The sequence below is a fragment of the Nonomuraea sp. NPDC003201 genome (genome assembly GCF_053590415.1).
This window is the reverse complement of the sequence record NZ_JBSFTC010000070.1, coordinates 1-18,933: the sequence shown is the minus strand read 5'-3', so window position 1 is coordinate 18,933 and position 18,933 is coordinate 1. Positions and strand designations below refer to the sequence as shown.

The following is an 18,933-nucleotide window of genomic DNA, read 5'->3' as shown; positions in this document are numbered from 1 at the left end:
TCGGCGTAGCGTTCGCAAGCCCCGCGCCGATGTAGATGACACCGGCCCACGAAGGGGGAGCATCGATGGATTCGGTGTTCGAGGCGCAGTTCCGTCGGATCCAGGGCTCCTTCGGCCGGGACGGCGTCGAGCTCGAGGTGGCTCACAGACCCAACGGTGACGTGGACTACGTCTACCAGGCCCGCCGACTGCTGACCCTCGACCGGGGGAACAACGTCCGCACGATCCTGCGGGCACTGCCCGGAGCCCGGGTGGCGGATGACGAGCCGTCCCCCGGCGACCTGGTCGTCATCGCGCTCGACGACTACGAGCGCGACTCCCTGACCGTGCCCGAGGTGCTCGCCATCCTCAAAGAGAAGCACGGCCGCCGACGTGACGGCTTACCCCTTGCCTCGCCCAACCACCTGACGCACATCACCCGCCTCTGTCCGGGCACCGAGCCGGAGCGTCCGGGCGGGACTCCGCATACGCCGTGGCCGCCGCAACGCGCGCAGGCGGCCGGCACGAACAGCGTTCTGCTCGGCATCGTGGACACCGGGCTCCTGGACGGCCCACTGCCACCCTGGCTGAGCGGGGTCAACGGTGACCTCGACGCCCTCGGTCCGATCCTGCCCAACGGCCGGCCGCGGATCCTGAAGTACAAGGGACACGGGACCTTCGCCGCCGGGGTGGCTCGGTGTACGGCGCCCGGCGCGGACATCTACGTCACCGATCACTACTCGGCCTCCGGCGCGAAACTGGAGAACGTGATCGTCGACAACCTCACGCAGTTGGTCCAGCAGCGGTCGCCTGCGGTGATCAATCTCTCGGCGGGGTTCAACACCGCCGACGACGAACCCTCGATCGGCTTCGAGGGCTTCCACCGGGACCATCCGCTCCAGCTCGTGGTCGCGGCGGCCGGAAACGACAGTCTGAGCCGCAAGTTCTATCCCGCGGCCTCCCCGTGGACCATCAGCGTCGGCGCGCTCGGGCCCGATCAGCAGCACCGGGCCTGGTTCAGCAACTACGGCCCCTGGGTGGACGTCTACGCCCTGGGCGAGGGCATGATCAACGCCTTCGCGACCGGCGACTACTACTATGACGAGCCGCCGAAGACGCCCGCCATCCAGACCTTCGACGGAATGGCCAGATGGGACGGGACGTCCTTCGCCGCGCCCCTGGTCGCCGGCATGATCGCCGACTTCCTGTCCGCGAACGACGTCACCCCCGCCGACGCCGCCCAGGCCGTCCTCGACCAGGCGACGATCCTGGCGGGAGAGAGGATGCTCCTGGTCTAGCGGTCGGTGACGAGGGTCGCCTCGCCGTTCTCGTCGATCAGCCGCTGCAGCGTCGTGTACGGCATCCACACCAGCGGGTAGTCGAGCCCCCAGGAGTTGACCAGCCGCACGGCTTGGAGCCGGTCCGAGGCCCGGTAGACGCAGATCGCGTGCCCGCCGCGGACCCGGCCCAGGTCGCCGCGGCCGATCCAGGGCCCCTCCTTGCCCTGCTCCCGAGGCGTGTCGAAGTCGGCGTACCAGTTGCAGCCCAGCACGACCGGCGTGCCGTATGCGATGGACGTGCGGATCTCGTCGACCGTGGAAGCCCAGCGGTTGGCCGCGATGCCGTCGGTGAGCGCGGCCTCCTTGCGCCGCCCGCGGAAGAGGCGGCAGTGCCCCTGCTCGCGCAGGACGTCCATGGCCGCCCGCACCGACGTGCCCTGGTTGTCGCCGGGATTGGTGTCCGGCCACTCGTCGATCTCCTTGGCCCGGTCCCAGAGCCAGCGGGCGTCGTAGAGCGGGCGGTTGAGTATCGACATGGCCCACGAGGAGGAGAACCCGACGCAGGCGCCCTCCCTCTGCTGGTCGTACTGCCGGCGGAAGTCGGGCAGCGGCAGGGCGCGCTCCACGTCCGGCACGGTCTGCGGCGCCACGGAGGCGTAGGGGTAGCGCTCGACGTGCCGCCAGTCCTGGGGGACACGCCTGCCGAGCGGGCGCTCACCGTTGTTCATCGTCGGTCCTTTCGGTGGTGGGGAGGGGGATGGTCAGGTGTTCGCGGGCCAGGCGCTGCCAGGAGCACACCGCCTCGGCGGTGATCTCCTGACCCAGTCGCAGACTCAGCGCGGCGGCGAGCGCCGCGGTCTCGGGGTGGTAGGCGAACGCGCGCACGCTGGTGACGCCGAGCGCGACCAGCGCCTCACGCACGGGCCTGAGCAGCACGCTCAGCGCGAGCAGCGCAACCTTGTCGAGGAGCGCGGCCAGGTCCACTCGCAGATCGAGCGCGGAGAGCGCTGCGGCTCCCGCCGGTGTGGCGGCCAGCCGGGCCAGGTCCTCGACCGAGTAGACGCGCAACGCGTTCAACCTGGTGATCGCGTCGGCGCTCAGCTCGGTGAGCGTGGTGAGCGGCTGGTCCAGCTGGTCGGCCGGTGGCAGGTGAGCGCCGAGGACCGGGCGCACCCGCATCCTGATGCGGCCGAGCTGCTCGTCCGCCGGCGCGCGGTCGACCACCTTGGCCCGCACCTGCCCGAGCCGGTCGAGCTGCACCGCGACCGGGACGCTGAGGTCGAGCTCGTCCACGACGTAGGCGCCCATGGTGCTCGGGTAACGGGCGAGCTCGCCCTGCATCCGGTTGACGGCGGTGGCGATGGTCTCACCGAGCTCGTGCAGCACGACCTCGCCGTCGGCACTGGGGACGCCGGCGATCTGCAGCAGGACCGAACCCGTGCCGGCCTCGTCCCAGGACACCTTCTCGGTGATCGTGGCGATGAGGGCGTCGGCGGCGTAGACCCGGAAGAACAGCTCAGGGCGGATGACGGCGGGCAGTGCCAGGTCGAAGGCGCCGTCCAGCGCGGTGTAGGCGGCGGCGCCGAGCAGGCCGCCGTGCCGGGGAACCTGGTCCCATGCCTCGACCCGCAGCCCGGCCACCCCCGACCAGGTGACCTGGTCGACCAGGCGGCCCAGGACACGGTAGAGGAGCGGGGCGGACGCCGGCAGGTCCACCTCGCAGAAGACCGACGCCAGATCCGCCCGCCAGGCCGACTGCGGGATCCGCTGCTCGGCGACACGGACCCGGTCGTGGTAGAGCCGCAGCCCGAGCTCCGGAGGCCCGCCCGAGCTCGCGGGCGGCACGGCGACGGACAGCCGCCCGTCGCCGTCGGTGGTGGCCTGCTTGAGCATCGTGTCGAAGGCGGCGTTCCACACCTCGGCTCGCAGCCCCGGCACTGGAGCGCGGCTGCTCCGGTCGAAGACCTGCACGTCGAGCCGGTAGGTGAGCGGGCGGTCGGGAGGCACGTCCAGCACCAGGTCGACCCCGCGCAGCAACCGCCCGACCCAGGCGGCCTTCCAGTCCACGGCCGCGATCCGCTCGTCCCGTGACCAGACGGCGAACGTCGGCTCAGGCAGCAGGTCGACCAGATGCGGGAAGGCGAGTGTGAAGTCGCCCGTGTCACCTGTGGTGGCGCTGCCGACCGGGTTGGCCCAGCGGCCCGACCGGTCGAGGAGTTCGACCCGCAGCCGGGGCAGGCCGGAGCCGTCTGCTTGCCTGGACACCCGGCCGGTGACCTGGCAGGTCGCGGCCTCGGCGAAGGTCGCGTCGGACTCCGGGTCGTCGGCGGTGATCTGCCATCCGCCCACCCGGTGACCCCCGTTGTCCAGCCAGAGCCGCAGCTCGGTGGCCGCGTTGGCCGCCACGGTCAGGGTGAACCAGCCGCCGCGGGCCGTCGTGGTCCGCTGCCTGTCGGAGGCGGTCAGGGTGAGTCCCGCCTCGGCCGGGTGGCCGTCGATCAGCGCCCGTCCGAAAGCCGGCCGGGTGTCACCGTTCGGCGGGTCGAGCCAGACGACCGTCCGACTGCGCCGGATCGGCTCGGACGGGACCGCGAGCTGGACCACCGAGGCCAGGGCGCGCTGGTCTAGGTCCTCGGCGCCCTTGCCCCGGTAGGTCCTGAGCACGACGTCGCCCCGGTCCACCGGCAGGTCGAGTTCGAAGCGGCCGCCGTCGCCTGAGCGGGTGACCGCCAGCGGCTCACCCCTGCCGGGCCGCTCGCCGACCTTCCAGACGCTGACGACCGCCTCGACCACCCCGGACCGGTCAGCGCGGTTGAGCACGGTGCCGTTCACTCGTGATCCTCCTGTTCGGCACGGTCCTGCACAGTGCCGTCAAGGTCGTCCTCCTGTTCGGCCGGCAGGTAGGTCAGCCGGACGGTGAGCAGCGCGTCGCCGTTGGGCGATGAGGCCTCCAGGGAGGAGCCACGCATCCGCATGGCCAACGGCAGGCGGATCCCCACCGAGGACCAGGCGAACACGGTCGGCGGCATCCCCGTCTCGCTGAAGGCGTCCAGGCTGTCGCGCCCCCGCTCGTCCAGTTCCAGTTGGGCGTCGACGATCCCACCGCCCCACGTGGCCAGCAGTTTGGTCAGTGCCACGCTCATGACCTCACCCCGGCTTCGGGATCTCGAGGTGGTAGGCGGGATCGTCGGGTGGCAGGAGGAAGCGCCTGACCCGGGCATCGGCCTTCACCGCCCGCTCGAAGGCCGCCCGGTCCTTGACCGAACTCGGGGCGACATCGAGTACGGCCAGCGTCCGCGGATCGGCCGTGTGCAATGACACGTTCCTGGGGCCGACGTCGACGACCTTCCGCATCATGTCGGCCTTGATCCGCTCGGGATCGTTCCCGGCCGTCTTCGAAGCGATGTAGACGTCGATGATCTGGTCGCCGTACTTGCCGTAAAGGTTCTTCTGGGCCGCGGCGCCGTACCGCTCGCAGTTGTCGTACATCACCCTGGCCTGGTCGGCGGGGGTGCGTTGAGTGCTGGTGACCAGAGCCTCCTGCAAGGCGGCCGATCGCAGCACGTCGGTGAGCACGGCGATCGCGTAGTCGGGCACCACCTCGCGGTTGGCCCGCTCGGCCCAGCGGATGACGGGCTCCTTGGCGGGGCTCCGCTTGACCGGTGGAGCACTTCCGCCGAGCAGCGTGTCGAAGCAGACCGATGGCCGGGTGGAGTGCCCCGCGAGCACGTCGACCGCGTCGTTGAAGAAGCGGACGAAGCGGTCGACGTGGGCGCCCGTCCCGATCGGATACTGCCGCAGTCTCCAGCGGTTGCCCTCGCTCCCTTGGTATCGCAGCCGCCCCGCGTTGTAGGCGGCGGCGACCAGCGGCGGGTCCAGCGAGGTCTCCCTGGCCTGCTTGGCCATGTAGGCGGTGCCCGCCGTGATCGAATTGCCCGGGACGAGCAGCCAGGCCCGGTCGAGGCTGAGCTGGAGCGTCTCCCGGGCCGTGGAGATCAGCGTCTGGGTCAGTCCGGCGCTCACCCGGTGCGGCGTCGCATCGTCGGAGGTGAAACCGGGCTCCTCCCTGACCGCGTCGGGGTTGCCGGCCGACTCGGTGCAGATGCAGGCCACGATCAGCTCGGCCGGGACCCCGTACGCCTTCGCGGCGAGATTGATCTGCCGGGCGTAGGCCTCCCAGACACGGGTGACCGTGACCGGCCGGCCCTTCGTCCGTTCGACGCCGGTGCCGCTGATCTCCACGCCGGAGCGGGTCAGGCGCCAGGTGACGCTGTCCTGGTAGCCGTGGAATTCGGTGAGCGCGGACATCGGCTCCTCCTAGACCGTGATCCCGGCCGACTGGGTGACCAGCCCGAAACTGACCCGGAGCACGGCCTGCATCGGCTGGTCCTGGCCGGGTGTGACGACCTTCCTGGTGATCTCGATGCTCATCTCGCCCTGGGCGTTGGTCTTGCCGGTGCTGGTGTAGTTGAGCGTCGGTTCGCTCAGGTTGACCGACAGGTTCCGCTCGCCGTGCGGGTTGCCGTCGGTCTTCCTGAGCAGGGCGGTGACCGTGGCCTTGTGGGCGATGACCGGCTTGGTCTCGTCGCCGTCCTGGTGAACGTCGACGCGCGCGCCGACCTGGAGTTCGAGCCGCGGGCCCTTCTGCAGCACGAACGGCCTGGGCAGTTGCACGTCGCCGCGCGGTTCGAGGGTGGCCTCCATGTGCAGCTTGCCCGCGGCGACATCCTGGCTGTAGGAGGCGTCCACGCCACTGCTGGTGTTGCTGTAGGAGGTGCTCGCGGAGGCGTTCATCCCGCCGCCGAAGATGCCGAAGCCGCCGCTGACCGAGCCGCCAGCGCGGAACGCACGCTGCTGGACGTTGATGCCGCTGCGGGAATTGAACTCCTGCACGTTGGCGTCGGCCTCCAGGTAGACGCGCGACCACTGGTAGGCCGTCGGCATCAGGTAGTTGATCAGGGGAAGCTTCTGCATGTGGATCTCGCCCACGTCCATCAGGCCGTCGTCGTCCTTGATCTGCTGCTCAAAGACGGCGATGACGTCGATCTGGGTCTCCGAGAGGGCTTTGGCCGTCTCCCGGAGGTTCTTGTCCAGTTCCGACTGCGCGGCGGCGACGGCGAGCCCGACGCTCTTCACGAACTCGCCGAAGGCGACGCCGTTTCCGGCCAGTTCGTCCGCCACGTTGGAATCGGCAGCGGACTCGCCCACGGACAGGGGTCGCTCCGCGGCGGCCTCCGCGACACCGAGGTCGCGGATCGTCTCCATCGTGGCGGCGACCTCGGCGGGTGTCGCCCCCTGGTCGGGCAGGGTCAGGCCGGCTTCGGCTGCAGCAGGCTCAGCCGCGGTGGTCTGCTTCTTCCGGGGCGACGGCTTGTCTGTCATGGTTCTTCAACCTCCTGGTGACCTGTCGCTTTCGACTGGGAGGAGCACGAGGTGAGAGCGCTGATACCTGGCGTCCGGAACTTTCCTGACCTGTCCGGTTGCGGTCGCTCTGCTTCCATCCAGTGGCGGTGCCGTACCAGAATGTGGGAGTGAGCGAGGATCTCTCGGTCGTGGCCTTGGTTCATCGGGTGTGCTCTGGCGACCAGGACGCCTGGGACACGCTCGTCGAGCGCTACTCGCCGCTGGTATGGGCCATCTGCCTGCGGCACGGGCTGGCCCAGCCGGAGGCCGAGGACGTGGTGCAGACGGTGTGGCTGGCTCTGGTCGAGCAGGTTCACCTGCTCCGCGAGCCCGCCGCGCTTCCCGGTTGGCTGGTCACCGCGACCAGGCGCGAATGCGCCAGGAGTCTCGAGCTGGCCAGGCCGTACGCCTTCCGCGTCCCCGTGACGCAGCCGTCGGCCGTCGCCGCGCTGGAACTGGCCGAGCGCAACGCCGCCCTGCTCGCCGGGTTCCGCGGGCTCGACTCGCGCTGCCGGCAGTTGCTGTCGCTGCTCGTTCAGGATCCGCCGATGCCGTACTCCGAAATCAGCGAGAAACTTGACATGCCGGTCGGCGCGATCGGGCCGACCCGCGCCCGGTGCCTGGCCAAGCTGCGCCGGTGTCCCGAGATCGTCGCCCTGGTGGAGAAGGGGGATTGACGGTGTCCGCTGATTGGTGGGAGGACGACGACCACCTGCTGGCCGCGCTCCGTGAGGCGGAGCAGGCGGTGAGCGCGGTGCCCGCCGAGGCCGTCGAGGCCGCGAAGGCCGTGTTCTCCTGGCACGACGCCGACGCCGAGCTCGCCCTGCTGGTCTATGACTCGGCCTTGGACGACCAGCTCCTGGCGACGGTGAGGGGAGGGCGCCGAGTGCTGATCTTCGAGCTGCGGGATCAGACGCTGGAGGTCGAGGTGGGTCCCGACGCGCTCCTCGGCCAGTTCCAGCCGCCACGATACGGGACGGTCGTGAAGCGGCAGCGCGACGGCGAGCAGGTCAGCTCTACCGTCGACAGCACCGGATGCTTCGTCATCCAGCCCGCCCCTTCGGGCGGCTTCTGTCTGAGCTGGTCCTACGAAGGCCGCTCCGTGCGCACCGGCTGGCTGCGCTAGATCGACACCCAGCTGGTGCATACCTTGAGCCCGCTCACGGTGTACACGAGCAGGTGAAAGGCGCCGCGCGGCGTCGGACGGACGGTGAACCCGCCCACCTCGTCGGCCGTCACCTCCCGCACGGCGCCCGTGAGCGTGCGCACTTCGATCCGCGCCGCCTGCTCGGGCACGAGCTGGCCGATGAGCGCGTCGTCGACCGATTCGAGTTCGATGAGCAGCTGGGCCGATTGGAAGGTCAAGGTGGACAATGACGCCGGCTCCGCCCTGGACAAAGCGGAGCCGATCAGCTCATCGGACTCGAGCACGAGCCGCGCGACCTCGGCGTCGAACGCCCGCCAGCCGAAGACGGCCTTGCCCGCCTCGACGACGTCGGGCGGAACCTGCCGCTTCGCGCTGAGCGCTGCCGTTAGCTCGGCCAGCAGTTGCTCATCGGCCCTCCCCTCAGAACTGTCCCGCATCGCCGTTTCCCTCCAAGATGCGGCGGAGCTTGACCAAGCAGCGGGCACGTGTCGGCCCGATTCCGCCGATGGGCATGCCGAGCCGCTCGCTGATCTCCGTGTACGGCAGAGCCTCCTCTCGTAGGCTCAGCTCAAGTAGACATCGGCAACGCTGCGACAGTTGCGCGAGGGCACGAAGTAGCGCGGCGTGGCGCTCGGCCCGTTCGAGTTCCTGATCGATCACGGCGGACTCCATTTCCGGATCGAATGCCAGGGGCAGCTCAGCTCCCTGAAGCTTGCGCCGTGCCCTGGATACGCGCAGACATTCACGTTGTGCGGTTGTCGCCAGCCATCCCGGCAGCGCCGCGGGTTCGCGCAGCGTATCGAGATTCTCCACCAGGCGCAGCCATACCATCTGCGCCACATCGTCGGAGTCCGGGCGGGTGAGGCGGTAGCGGAGGCAGATGGCCCACACCAGCGGCGAGAACCGATCGACGATCTCATCCCATGCCGCCCGATCACCCTTGCGGGCTCGGACGACTAACGCGATGACTTCCGGGTCATCCCGCATCCAGACTCCTTGCGCTGGGGTTCACCCGAGTTTGGGTGGCCTGACGTCTTGATGGTGTTCTGGGCCGAGCTGCGCGGCGCTCCGCCGTAGGAGCAGATCGCGCGCCTTGCCCACGGGGACCTTGAGGCTGCGCGCCAGGTCCGCGATGGCGCCGCTCACCGCGGCGGCCGCGAACGAGGTGCCACTCCAGGTGGCGTAGCCGGTGAAGGTCTCGACGGTGCCGTCGCCGAGGGCGACGCGGCCAGTGAGGTAAAGGCAGTCGATGTCCTCGCCCGGCGCGACGAGCGAGACCCAGGGCACGTCGGGACTGAACACCGACCGCACGCCCTGCGTAGCCGCTCCGACCCCGAGCACACCAACACAGCCGGCGGGGAACGCCTTCGAGCGCCGTGAGACCGCGGGAGGCTTCCCTTCCGCCGGAATGGGCGCCTCGCCGAAGTTGCCCACGGCGGCGACCAAGACGATCTTGTTCATCAGCCGCTCGACCGCCCTGTCGATCACCAGGGGCGGCTCGTCGTCGGCGGTGTATCCGGCGAAGGACAGGTTGACCACCTCGGCGCCCTCGTCCAGGAAGCGCATCATCCTGGTCGCGACGTCCCAGGAGGAGGCATTGATTCCGGTCTCGTCCAGAGCCGCGTGGACGATCAGCTCGGCCTCCGGTGCGCGGCTCGCGACGATCCCCGCCACTGCCATGGCATGTCCGGCGAGCATGGGCTGAGGATTCTGGTCGGCCAGCAGATCCTCTTCGTCCGCGAGATAGCGGCCGGCGAGCCCCGCGTGGTTCCCGATCGGGGTGTCGAGGATCCCGATGCGCAGCCTCCGGCCCACGACCGGCTTGCGGGCCGGGATCTCCACCGTGGCGCCCTTGTCGACGGGGACTGTGCCGGTGCCGCCGGTGTATGGCTGGCCGCCGACGCTGCTCAGCAGGCGGTGTTTACCGACGATGAAATCGGGCCACTCCTCGCGTAGCGCATGCAGCAGCAGGTCCAGATCCTTCACCTGCTCGCCCGGGTAGATCCGCTCGCTGGCCTGCTGGGCCTTGGCCACCAGTTCAGGGCGCTCACGCAACCTGATGGCGATGCGGGGTAGTTCGCCTATCACGATCAACGTCAGGCCCAGCGTCTCATTTTCGCCGAGGAACGCCCACGCGCCCTGCCCTGTGCCCGCCCAGCGCTCGATCAGGTCGACGAGGGCGCCGGTCTGGGCCGAGTCGACGATGAGCTCGTTGTCGTAGTACGCCTCGATGTCGGTGCTGAGAACGCGCCCGTTCCTCGCCTGCATGGGTCATCCCTCCGAGGAGATTCCACAGTCCTGCTCCTGCGGAGGGCACTGTCGCCCGTCTGATACGTGCAATCCGCCGCGGTTTCGAGACACTTCGAGGGTGGGCCCCGACGAGTTGCTCCGCCTGGCCGAGGACGACCCGGCCCGGCTGATGATGGCGGCGACACGGATCTCCGAACTCGCCAGGGCCGACGGGCGGCTGGAGCTCGCCTCGGTTGCCGAACGGGCGCTCGGCGTGGCCGCCGTCCACGTGCTTGACCTGTCCACGGCCGCCGCCCACCTGCGCACCGCGATGGGCCTGGCCCGGCGGGCGCGTTCGCCGGAGCTGGCGGCCGAGGCACGGATCCGGCTGGCGTTCGTCCTCAGCTCGCGCGGTCGCTCCCTGCACGCGCTCGACGAGATCGACCAGGCGCAGGCCCACCTGCACGGCGTCGGCCGAGCGCGGGCCGAGGCCCAGCGAGCGGCGGTCTTCAACCACCTCGGGCGGTACGGCGAAGCGCTCGCGAGCTACCGCCTCGCCGTGCCCGCGCTCCGGCGGGCGGGTGACCAGCTGTGGCTGCAGCGGGTGCTGTCGAACCGGGCCATCGTGCGCGGGTACCAGCGCGAGTTCGCGGCGGCGGAAGCGGATCTGCTCAAGGCCGAGGAGCTGTGCCGGCTGCTGCGCCTGGATCTGTCACTGGCGATCGTGTGGCTGAACCTGGGCTGGCTGACCTCAATCAGAGGGGATGTGCCGACGGCGCTGGCGCGCTTCGAGGCGGCCGAGGAGCGGTTCCGGGCGCTCGGGACGCATCAACTGGCCTGGCTGCTCAGCGATCGCAGCGAGCTGCTGCTGTCGGTAGGGCTCGTGGACGAGGCCAGGGAGGTCGCACAGGAGGCGGTGACCGAGCTCGTGCGCAGGAAGCGGGCCATTGGGCTGCCCGAGGTACGGTTGCGCCTGGCCAGGGTGGCGGCGCTGCAAGACGACCACGAAGTCGCCATCTACGAGGCCTGGCTGGCGGCGGCGCAGTTCGCCCGGCAGCGGCGTCCGGGGTGGGCGGAGCTGGCCCGGTTCGTGGTGCTGCGCTCGCGAGCGGCCCGGAGCTGGGCCAGCGATCCCGGACAGGCGACGGTCCGTGCCGGTGTAAGTGGTTCGGTCGCGGCGGCGCTCGGCCGGGCCGGGCCAGTGCTGGCCGCCAGCGGCTGGCCCGCCGAAGCGGTCGAAGCCCGCCTGCTCGCCGCGCACGCCGCAATCGCCCGCGGCCACCAGGAGGACGGCCACCGTCACCTGGCCGAGGCCGCCCGCACGCGCCTGCGCGGCCCCGCCCTCCCACGCGCCAGAGGCTGGTATGCCGAGGCCCTCCTCCGCCTGGCGAAGAGCAACCGCTCCGGCGCCCTGAGCGCGATCCGCACCGGGCTGCGCATCCTCGACGATCACCGCGCCACCCTGGGCGCCACCGACCTGCGCGCCCACAGTGCCCGCTTCCGGGTAGACCTGGCCGGGCTCGGCCTGCGGCTGGCCCTGGAACAGGGCACGGCACGCGCCGTCCTCGGCTGGGCGGAGCAGGGCAGGGCCAGCCATCTCCTGCTGCCGCGAGCCCGCCCGCCCGAGGACCCTGTCCTGCTGAAGTGGCTGATCGAGCTGCGGGCCACCGTGCGCGACATCGAGGAACGCCGCGGCCCCGGCTCGGCCCGACGCCGCCAGATCGCCTTGGAAAGGACGATCCGTGACTACACGCGCAAGCTGCCCGCCGGGAGCCGGGAGCCCGGGCACGAGGCGGTCCGCCGCGCCGTACTGGCGGAAGCTCTGGGCGACCACGCGCTGATCGAGTACATCCAGCAGGACGAGTTGTTGTACGCGATCACCCTGGCGGGCGGCCGGTTGTCCCTGCGGCCGCTCGGTCCGACCGGTCCCGTGCGCGACCTCATCGACCGGATCCCCTTCGCCCTGCGCCGCATGCACGCCGCCGCCCGCGGCAGCCGCGAGGCGGCTCGCGCGATGCTCGCCAACGCCGGCGCCCGGCTGGACGAGATCCTGCTGCGGCCCATGGCCCGGGAGCTGGCCGACCGCCCGCTCGTGGTGGTGCCGACCGGTGCGTTGCAGACGCTCGCCTGGTCCGTCCTGCCCTCGTGCGCGGGGCGCGCGGTGACCGTGTCCCCGTCGGCGACCCTGTGGCATACCGCCCGATCAACCCCGGGCGCCGACGGCCCCATCTTCGTCGCCTCCGGTCCCGACCTGCCGTACGCCGATGGGGAGGCACGCGTCGTGGCCGAGATCTACGGCACCACGGCCCTGACCGGCCACAGCTCCGGCGTCGACGAAGTCCTCCGCCGGATGGACGGGGCCCGACTCGCGCATCTGGCCGCCCATGGCCGCCTGCGCCGCGGCAATCCGCTCTTCTCGTCCTTACGCCTGGCGGACGGCTGGCTCACCATCTACGACCTGGAGCGCCTGCATCGCGCGCCTAGCATGGTCGTCCTGGCGGCCTGCGACAGCGGCCGGCCGGTGGTGCGAGCGGGTGACGAGCTCCTCGGCCTCAGCACGACCTTCCTGGCGCTCGGAACCCGGACGATCGTCGCCGCAGTCGTCTCCGTTCCCGACACCGAAACCGCGGCATTGATGATCGAGATGCACAAGCTCCTGGCCAAGGGCCGTTCGGCCGCGGAGTCGCTGGCCATCGCCCACCAGCACGCGCCCTCGGGATTCATCTGCCTGGGCGCCGATTCGACCCTGCGATAGGTAGGCAGCGGTGGTGAACACGTATCCCGAGTCCTGCCAGCGGGTGCCCGCCCTCGCGCTCAGCTCCTCTTGCCGTTCGCGGTGCCGTCTCAGCATCCGCACGGTCTCCGCGTCCAGGGCCACCTCCCGGCAGTTGGCGGCCCTTTTCGGCGGGCCGACCACGACCTGGCCGTCGGCGTGCACTCGCTGCTGCGTCAGTGTCAGCTCCGCGGCCTGCAGGTCGACGTCCGTCCAGCGTAGCCCGGCCAGTTCACCGCGGCGCTGGCCGCGTAGCGCGGCCGGCCACCAGGCGGCGTACAGGCGGTCCTGCGCGACGCCGGTCAGGAAGGCCGCGAGTTGTTCGGTCCAGACCGCTACCGCTGGACGTTCTCCCGTTTGCTGCCAGCGGGCCGTCCGCCCGGCGGTCCAGATCACTGGATGCGGTCGGTGGGGATGGGGGAGTTCGGCTCCGTTGGCCGGGTTGACCGGGATCAGCCGGGCGCGCACCGCCGCGTTCAGCGCGGTCCGCAAGGTGGCGTGGATCCGCACCACGGTGGCCGGCGACAACCGGCGACCGGTCGGCGAGGGACGGGACGCCAGCGTCGCGAGCAGTCCGTTGACGTCGCGTGAGGTGAGTTGTTCGATCAGATCGATCACGCCGTGCTGATGGAGCGGATCCGCTTGAGGATCTCCGATAAACGCGTGCTGGCGCTGGTGAAGGCGTTCTTGAAGGCCGGGGTGATGCATCACGGCTTGTTCAAGGACAGCTTCACGGGCGCTCCCCAGGGCGCGATCTTGTCCCCGTTGCTGACCAACATCGCCCTGACGGCGCTGGATGAGCACTTTCACACCCAGTGGCACACCTTGATGGGCACCGACTACCAGCGCACCAAGCGCAGGCGAGCCGGGCAAGGCAACTGGCGGTTGGTCCGTTACTGCGACGACTTCGTCGTCATGGTGTTCGGGACAGCCGAGCAGGCTGGGATGCTGCGCGAGCAGATCGCAGAAGTCCTTGCCCGGCTTGGCCTGCGCCTTCAGCGGACAAGACCCGTGTGGTCCACATTGACGATGGGTTCGACTTCCTCGGCCAGCACATCCGCCGCCAGCGGAAACGCGGCACGAACAAGCTCGTCGTCTACACCAGACCGGCCCGCAAAGCCGTCCAGGCGATCAAGGACCGGATCTCGGAGCGGACCTACAGGCACACCCTCAACCAGAGTCTGGGCACGCTCCTGGCGAGCTTGAACCGGATGCTGGCTGGATGGGCGAACTACTTCCGCCATGGCGTGTCCAAGAAAACCTTCGCCGCGATCGACCACCATGCGTGGCAGCGGATCGCGCGATGGCTCCTTCGCAAACACCGGATACCCCGCAGTCAGCTGCGGAGATTCTGCGACCAGGGCTGGCGATTCGCCGAAGGATCGGTGGCCTTCCGCGGCGCATCCAGCGTCACGATCGTCCGCTACCGATACCGCGGAGCGGCCATCCCCACTCCGTGGACCATCGAAGCGGCAGCCGCCAGCTGACCACTGGGCAAGACACGTGGAGAGCCCGTTGCGTCGAGAGACGCACGGCGGGTTCGGGACGGCGGCTCGGGGAAACGGACCGGTGGCAACACCGACACCGCGCCCTGGGCCGACCGCACAAGCGCAGTTCCTGTTGTCGTAGAGATGTGACTGCGCGGTCGTGTGCGTGACAGGGGCATGTTGGGTGGTGGGCCGGGGTATGCCAGCCGGCCGAATGTTGCCGCACATGTTGCGGGGGTCACTCGAAAGAGTGGTGATGTGACATAAGTCACAAGGGCTATCGGGTCTGGTAAGGGTCGTTTCTACAAGTCGATTGACATGCAGTCCGCCGCTCTGTGAATCGCGAAAGCGACATTCCGTGATGTTCGTGGCGAATCAGTAGGTATTGACCATGTGATGATCGTCGATCAAGATCCAGGCTGATTGTCTTTATCAAGTCCTTATGGCGCGAGCGGGCCCGGTCGCAGGGGTCTGCGTCAGCGTGCCTTGAAGAGGTGGCGACATGCGGCTCTGGCGGCGGTTACGAACCATGGCGCTGGCCATCGCGGTGGCGATGGCCATGTTGATCTCAGGGTTGGGGGTGCCTGACAACCTCGTCGGCCCGGCCGCGGCGTCGGTGTCCGGGCCGGAGCCCGAGACGTCGGTGGAGGGCCGCCCGGTCCCGAAGGCGAAGGTGGCCGAGGGGGTGGAGGCCTCCCAGCCGAAGGTTGAGCGGCAGCAGCCGGTATGGCCGAAGCCGGGAGCGGAGGTGGTCGACCCGCCCGCCGACCACAAGCTGGTCGCGGCAGGTGATCTGCCGGTCCGCATCGCCACGGTCAAGGGCGCTGCCGATGCCGGCAAGGTGAAGGTGGAGACGCTGCCTACCGAGACCGTGCGGAGGCTGGGCGGGATCGGCGTCGCCGCCCGGCTCACGGGCGACACTCCCGGCAAGGTACGGGCGGAGTTCTTGTACGCGGGCTTCCGGGATGCCTACGGCGGTAACTTCGCCGCCCGGCTGCAGGTGCTGCGGCTGCCCGCCTGTGCGTTGACGGTGCCCAGGCCGCGGGACTGCGTGGTGCGACCGCAGCAGGTCAAGGCGCACAACAACATCAAGACGGGTACGCTGACGGCGGAGATCGACACCGACCCGGCCACCGGCAAGGCGGCCCCCCTCTCGTTGCCCAAGAGCGCCGACGGCAAGGGCGGCAAATCCGATGAGCGGGCGGCGCGGGCGTTCGAGTCCGGGTCGGTGTATGTGCTGGCGTCGGGGATGACCGGTCCGGACGGCAACTTCGGTGCCACTGACCTCAAGCCGTCGGGCACCTGGCAAGCGGGCACCTCGGGCGGCGGCTTCTCCTACGACTACCCCCTGCCGGAGGCGCCGTCGCCGGTGGGCAACGGGCCGAACCTGTCGCTGCAGTACGACGCCTCCTCTGTGGACGGACAGGGCAACTGGACGAATAACCAGTCCGGCGTGGTCGGGATCGGCTGGAACCTGTCGAGCGGGTTCATTGAGCGTAAGTACCGCCGGTGTACGGCCCGGAACGAGTACGACCCCGACACCGCTGAGCTGATCTGGTACGCCGACGAGAACGGCCCCTACGCTTCGGCGGTGTGCTGGGAGTCGCCGGATGAGCTGGCGACCGACGTCACCAAGGATTACACGCAGTCGGAACTGGTGCTGAACCTGGCCGGCCGGTCCGCTTCGATCGTCAAGGATCGCACGTCCGGGTCGTGGAAGACGGTGCCGGACCTTGGGTGGAAGGTCGAGCAGCTGACCGGCGGCGCGGACGGGCTGGAGTACTGGAAGGTCACCTCCTCCGACGGGCAGGTGCACCGCTTCGGCTACACCAAGGACGCCCAGTGGCAGCTGCAGTACATCGGCAACCAGCGGGGCGAGCCGTGCTCTGACCGGTACTTCAACGACATGATCCCGCCCACCTGCGCGGGTGTGTGGCGGTGGAACCTGGACCAGTCGGTCGACGCCAACGAAAACGTCATCGACTACACCTACGAGCGGGAGACCAACTACTTCTGCATGCCCGGCTGCGATTATGAGGTCTACCGGGTGCTGCCGTACGACCGGGGCGGTTTCCTGAAGCAGATCAGTTACGGCCACAACACGCAGGTGAGCGGGAGCACCCCGACCGCCCGGATGACGTTCACCACCTCTGATCGCGGCGGCCTGGACGTGCCGACCGACCTAAATTGTGGCCCCACCTGCACCACCAATGACGCGATCGCGTTCTACTCCACGCGCAAGCTGGACTCGGTGCTGACCGAGTCCCGCAACCCCACTTCCGGTGCATGGGAGCCGAGCGCCCGGCTCGACTTCCGCTACCGGTGGATCTACACCCGCACCGACTTCGGCCCCGCCTACGACCCCGTGCTGTGGCTGGACAGCGTGCAGCAGACGGGCCTGGTTGGAAATACACAGACCACTGTGCCGCCGATCGCCTTCGACGCGGCCATGGTGGCCGGGCGGATGGACTACGACAATATGTCGGACTGGACCGACTTCCTGTCCTGGCGCATGGTGCCCCGAGTGGTCGGGATCGGCAACGGCATGGGCGGCCGGATCGAGGTCACGTACGGCCAGGCCGACCCATGCGGCGGCGGCAAGGGCCGCGACGGTACCAACTACCTGTCCGACGCCACCGGAGACTGCTACAAGGTCCTCTACGACGAGAACCCGGAGAGCGGCTACGAGAGCTGGGGTCGCTTCTTCAAACAACTGGCCACGAAGGTGGTCGAGCGTGACCTGGTCGGCGGCTCGCCGGACATGGTCACCAGCTACGACTACCTGGGCAGCCCGCGCTGGACCGACCGCGTCGCCTACGCTCAGCCTGACCTGGCCCCGGCCAGCAGCGACTGGCGCGGCTACGAGACGGTGCGCACCATCCGAGGAGCCGGCTCCGCCCCGAGCGACTACAGCGTCACCTCTGAAACCTTCTATCGCGGCATCAACGGTGCCACTATCACCAACTTCGAAGGCAACACCGTCGCCGACTCGGGCGCCCTGCAAGGTCAGCTGCTACAGAAGCAGACCTGGAAGTTGACCAGCACAAACCCGCGTACTTACGCCGAGACCGAGTCCACCCGCTATGAGTACGAGGTCAAGTCCACCGGCACCGGCCCCGGCGTGCTCGATCCCGCCTTCGTTTTGCAGACTCGTGAACGGTCGCGCGAACAGGTCACAGGCGGCAGTTGGCGATATGCGGACAAGAAGATCGCCTACAACGCCGACGGATTGCCGGTAAGAGTGAATGACCTAGGCCAGGACGGGGTCTCGACCGACAACTCCTGTACTGCCACGACATACGCACGCAATGTCGCGGGAGGCCAGTACTTCACCAAACTTCCATCCGTAGTCGAGCGCAGAGCAGGTGACGACTGTGTCGCCGGTGCGCTGTACGGCAAGTCGGTCTTCCTTTATGACGGCGGATCAGATCCGGCGACCAACGCGCCCAGCGATGGGAACGTCACGGAGACTCGCCTGCACTTCAACGCCACCGGCAGTTCCGTTACGAAGGGCACTTTTGACGAGTACGGGCGCACGCTGACAACTACCGATCCCTTGAACAAGGTCACCACCACTTCCTATGACCCGCCTGTCGGATGGCCGCTCAATGGGGTTACCACAACGAACCCTCTCGGGCAGAAGACGACAACAAAGTATTCCTACGGTACCGGGTTGGTGATCTCGGTACTCGACGCCAATAGAAGACTGACGGAGATCGACCACGACGGCCTCGGCCGATCGGTCAGGTTGTGGGGCACGGGCGAGCCGAGAAGCGGCGGGACACCCACTGCCACTGTTGCTTACGACATCCCCGTCGCGGGGAGCGCCAGCCAACCGAACGGTCCCATAAAGACCGTCATGCGACAGCTACTGTCTGGTACCGGGGGCGCGGCGAAGTACACCGAGTCGCACACCTACGAGGACGGATTCGGCCGGATCCGTGAAGTGCAGACGCCGTCACCTCAAGGAGGCCGCACCATCGCGGTCACGGCCTATGACGCCCGAGGCCTGACGTATGTCAAGGCTCTGCCAGCGTACAACGGTGGCGCCCCCGGGAGCGGCTTGCTCAACCCGGCTTTCGAAAGCCTGCCGCAGTGGACGAAAACGCTCTACGACGCGCTCAAGCGTCCGATCGCCAACATCGACATGAACCTTGCAGTCGAATTCCGGCGGACCACCACCAGCTATCCCGGCATGGACCGCGCCGAGGTGCAGCCATCGGTGGGCGGAAAGGTGGCAACCGTCCTGGACACAGCAGGACGCACGATCAAGAAGGAAGAATGGCTCGACACCTCCACACATCACGACACGACCTATGCGTACAATCTGGCCGGAAAACTGACCAGGCTCACCGACGCCAACGGCAATGTTCGCACCTTCTCCTACGACTGGCTCGACCGGCGCATCGCCACCACAGCTCCGGACAGTGGTAGTGCCTCCACCGGATATGACGCCGCTGGACGAATCCTGTGGAACATTGACGGGAACAACACTAAGACCTCCTACACCTACGACGACATAGGTCGCAGAAAGACTCAGTGACGTGATCTCAGCGAATTCCCGGCAGGTAATTGTGCTCGAAGTGGGTGAGGACAAGTGCTGCGCGGGCGATGTCGCCGATTCGGCTGGGGCTG

Annotated in this window: 15 protein-coding genes; 7 read left to right on the top strand and 8 right to left on the bottom strand. The window is 68.9% G+C overall.

The features are described 5' to 3' along the window. Positions 1-65: 65 nt before the first annotated feature. Positions 66-1,277: a S8/S53 family peptidase gene (locus ACWDX9_RS24560; protein WP_449957657.1), complete on the top strand. Its 1,212-nt coding sequence runs from the start codon at positions 66-68 to the stop codon at positions 1,275-1,277. On the opposite strand, the gene ACWDX9_RS24555 is transcribed toward ACWDX9_RS24560, so the two are convergent. From ACWDX9_RS24555 to ACWDX9_RS24535, 5 genes are read right to left on the bottom strand one after another with little or no spacing between them, the layout of a single operon-like run. Continuing rightward, positions 1,274-1,987, bottom strand: coding sequence for a hypothetical protein (locus ACWDX9_RS24555; RefSeq protein WP_449957655.1), 714 nt, complete (start codon positions 1,985-1,987; stop codon positions 1,274-1,276). The two genes, ACWDX9_RS24560 and ACWDX9_RS24555, sit on opposite strands and share 4 nt — an antisense overlap. Further along, the gene (locus tag ACWDX9_RS24550; protein WP_449957653.1) at positions 1,974-4,091 is read right to left on the bottom strand and encodes a hypothetical protein; all 2,118 of its coding nucleotides are present in this window, start codon (positions 4,089-4,091) and stop codon (positions 1,974-1,976) included. The genes ACWDX9_RS24555 and ACWDX9_RS24550 overlap by 14 nt, the downstream gene beginning before the upstream one ends. Next, positions 4,088-4,402 (bottom strand): hypothetical protein, encoded by a 315-nt coding sequence (locus ACWDX9_RS24545; RefSeq protein ID WP_449957651.1) that lies wholly within the window; start codon positions 4,400-4,402, stop codon positions 4,088-4,090. Before ACWDX9_RS24545 ends, ACWDX9_RS24550 begins: the two co-directional genes overlap by 4 nt. A 4-nt stretch (positions 4,403-4,406) precedes the next feature. After that, on the bottom strand, positions 4,407-5,567 hold the full coding sequence (locus ACWDX9_RS24540) for a transglycosylase SLT domain-containing protein (protein ID WP_449957649.1): 1,161 nt from the start codon (positions 5,565-5,567) through the stop codon (positions 4,407-4,409). A gap of 9 nt (positions 5,568-5,576) precedes the next feature. After that, positions 5,577-6,641 (bottom strand): hypothetical protein, encoded by a 1,065-nt coding sequence (locus ACWDX9_RS24535; RefSeq protein WP_449957647.1) that lies wholly within the window; start codon positions 6,639-6,641, stop codon positions 5,577-5,579. A 149-nt stretch (positions 6,642-6,790) separates the two neighbouring features. Here ACWDX9_RS24535 and ACWDX9_RS24530 point away from each other — a divergent pair, with 149 nt between their 5' ends. Continuing rightward, complete coding sequence (locus ACWDX9_RS24530; RefSeq protein WP_449957645.1) at positions 6,791-7,339, top strand: RNA polymerase sigma factor; 549 nt, start codon at positions 6,791-6,793, stop codon at positions 7,337-7,339. 2 nt (positions 7,340-7,341) lie between these two features. Continuing rightward, on the top strand, positions 7,342-7,788 hold the full coding sequence (locus ACWDX9_RS24525) for a hypothetical protein (RefSeq protein ID WP_449957643.1): 447 nt from the start codon (positions 7,342-7,344) through the stop codon (positions 7,786-7,788). Here ACWDX9_RS24525 and ACWDX9_RS24520 read toward each other — a convergent pair. Genes ACWDX9_RS24520 through ACWDX9_RS24510 form a run of 3 tightly spaced genes read right to left on the bottom strand, consistent with a single transcriptional unit; the run spans position 7,785 to position 10,077 of the window. After that, entirely contained in the window at positions 7,785-8,246 is a 462-nt protein-coding gene (locus ACWDX9_RS24520; protein ID WP_449957642.1) for a hypothetical protein, read from the bottom strand. The two genes, ACWDX9_RS24525 and ACWDX9_RS24520, sit on opposite strands and share 4 nt — an antisense overlap. Then, entirely contained in the window at positions 8,230-8,796 is a 567-nt protein-coding gene (locus ACWDX9_RS24515; RefSeq protein WP_449957641.1) for an RNA polymerase sigma factor, read from the bottom strand. The genes ACWDX9_RS24520 and ACWDX9_RS24515 overlap by 17 nt, the downstream gene beginning before the upstream one ends. A 21-nt stretch (positions 8,797-8,817) precedes the next feature. Continuing rightward, complete coding sequence (locus ACWDX9_RS24510) at positions 8,818-10,077, bottom strand: S8 family peptidase (RefSeq protein ID WP_449957639.1); 1,260 nt, start codon at positions 10,075-10,077, stop codon at positions 8,818-8,820. 100 nt (positions 10,078-10,177) lie between these two features. Between ACWDX9_RS24510 and ACWDX9_RS24505 the strand changes: the two genes are divergently transcribed. The 4 genes from ACWDX9_RS24505 (at position 10,178) to ACWDX9_RS24490 (ending at position 18,841) form a co-directional block, all read left to right on the top strand. Continuing rightward, a complete protein-coding gene (locus ACWDX9_RS24505) occupies positions 10,178-12,793 on the top strand; it encodes a CHAT domain-containing protein (protein WP_449957637.1) in 2,616 nt (871 codons plus the stop codon). Between the two features lie 615 nt (positions 12,794-13,408). After that, positions 13,409-14,017: a reverse transcriptase/maturase family protein gene (locus tag ACWDX9_RS24500; protein WP_449957636.1), complete on the top strand. Its 609-nt coding sequence runs from the start codon at positions 13,409-13,411 to the stop codon at positions 14,015-14,017. Further along, the gene (locus ACWDX9_RS24495) at positions 13,942-14,298 is read left to right on the top strand and encodes a group II intron maturase-specific domain-containing protein (RefSeq protein ID WP_449957671.1); all 357 of its coding nucleotides are present in this window, start codon (positions 13,942-13,944) and stop codon (positions 14,296-14,298) included. Before ACWDX9_RS24500 ends, ACWDX9_RS24495 begins: the two co-directional genes overlap by 76 nt. A 502-nt stretch (positions 14,299-14,800) precedes the next feature. Beyond that, positions 14,801-18,841 (top strand): SpvB/TcaC N-terminal domain-containing protein, encoded by a 4,041-nt coding sequence (locus ACWDX9_RS24490; RefSeq protein WP_449957635.1) that lies wholly within the window; start codon positions 14,801-14,803, stop codon positions 18,839-18,841. Positions 18,842-18,933 lie beyond the last annotated feature (92 nt).